Here is a 1,998-nt window from a genome sequence, read left to right as displayed (position 1 = left end):
CGCGGCGCCCAGTGCGTTCAACTGCCACGTTTTTTCTTGCTTGAATCGCGAACTAATCCTTTACTTAACGTAAGGGGCGATTTTGCCGTTCGGTCGGCCCTTGTCAGGGACAGGGACGGACAAAGGGCGCTGGGGAGCACCCTTGAGGGAGCCATTTTGCAGCAACACGCGGGGACAACCTCTGGCGAGGCGACGGGCTCGGTATTTCTGGATTCCGAAACCCTCGGCAGGCTGAAAGCGGGGACCGACCGGTCGCATGTGTCGCAGGCTTGGCTCGACGCTATGGCGCGGCAGGTTACGGGTCTGGAGCAGGGGCTGGTGGTGCTTGCGGGGATCGGGCGGAGCCGCTTTGAGCCTGCCGGGGTCTGGCCCGAGAATGCAAAACCGAAACGCGAATTGATGGCCGCCGTGGACGGCGCGATCCATGCCGAGCGGATGGTGATCGAAACGCTGAGCGAAGGCGGCGCGGCCATCGCGGTGCCGATCCGGATGGAGGGCCATCTGCGCGGCGCAGCGGCAATCCAGATCGGCGCGAACCCGGACGCGCGCACTGACCTGGCAATTGATCAGCTGCAATGGGGCACGGGCTGGCTCGAGGCCTTCTTGCGCCGGAAGCAGGGCGGCTCGGGCGACAGCCTCGCCTCGGTGATCGAACTGCTCGCCACCAGCCTGCATTACGACCGTTTCACCGAAGCCGCGACCGCGGTGGCCTCGGAACTTGCGGGTGTGCTGAATTGCGAACTGGTTGCGATCGGCCTGACGCGCGGGCGTCATGCGCGCGTGCGGGCGCTGTCGAACTCGGCGAGCTTCGGCAAGCGATCCAACCTCGTGCGCGCCATCGAAGCCGCGATGGACGAGGCGATCGATCAGCAGGCGGTGCTGAGCTATCCGCCACCCGAGGACGGGGGCGAACGGGTGCTGCGCGCCCATGCGACACTGTCGGAGATCGAAGGTGGGGCGACGCTCTGCACGGTGCCGCTGACCGAGGACAAGAAGCTGGTCGGCGCTCTGGTGCTGGAACGTCCGGCGGACGAGCCGTTCGGGCGCGACACGATCCAGATGGCGGAATATGCGGGGGTGTTGCTGGGCCCGGTTCTGGCGATCAAGCGCCGCGAGGATCGTTGGCTGCCCGCGAAGACATGGGATGCCAGCGTCAATACGTTCAAGGCGCTGTTCGGCCCCAATCACGCGGCCCTGAAGCTGGCCGCGATTGCGTTGGTCGCTTTGCTGGCTTTCGCGTGGTTCGCCAAGGGCATGTATCGCGTGACCGCCGATGCGACGGTCGAGGGCCGTATCCAGCGCGCGATCTCGGCACCCATCGAAGGCTATCTGGCCGAGGCCGATGCGCGCGCGGGCGATATCGTGAAGGCGGGCGAGGTGATGGCCAAGCTCGACGATCGCGACCTGCGGCTCGAGCGGCTGAAATGGGAAAGCCAGAAATCCAAACAGAGCCGCGAATATTCCCAAGCCATGGCCAAGCGCGAGCGCGCCAAGGCACTGATCCTGCAAAGCCAGATCGAACAGGCGGATGCGCAGATCGAACTGCTCGATCAGGAAATCGGACGGATGGTGATCAAGGCGCCCTTCGACGGGGTCGTGGTCTCGGGTGATCTGACGCAGGCGTTGGGAGCCCCGATCGGGCGCGGCGACGTGCTGTTTCAGGTCGCCCCGCTCAACGACTACCGCGTGATGCTGCGCGTGGACGAGCGCGACGTGAAGGACGTAAAGGCGGGCGAGAGCGGGGCGCTGGTGCTCGCCTCGCTGCCCGACACCCCGATCGAAGTGAAGGTCGACCGGGTCACGCCGATCTCCAATGCCGAAGCCGGGGCGAACAAGTTCCTCGTCGAGGCCTCCGTTACCGACGGGCCCATCAACGCGCTGCGCCCCGGTATGGAAGGGGTCGCAAAGATCGAGGTCGAGGAACACCGCCTGGTCTGGATCTGGACCCGGCGGATCGTTCTCTGGGTGCGCATGACGCTCTGGTCCTGGTGGCCGTGA

At 65.6% G+C, this 1,998-nt stretch carries 1 protein-coding gene; it reads left to right on the top strand.

The features are described from left to right. The first annotated feature begins 156 nt into the window (after positions 1–156). Complete coding sequence (locus B6V75_RS05720) at positions 157–1,998, top strand: HlyD family efflux transporter periplasmic adaptor subunit (protein ID WP_088718986.1); 1,842 nt, start codon at positions 157–159, stop codon at positions 1,996–1,998.

This window comes from Thioclava sp. F1Mire-8, from assembly GCF_002213165.1.
Lineage (GTDB): Bacteria > Pseudomonadota > Alphaproteobacteria > Rhodobacterales > Rhodobacteraceae > Thioclava > Thioclava nitratireducens.
Note: the sequence above shows the minus strand (reverse complement) of the source record. Positions and strands in the feature narration are given on the sequence as shown.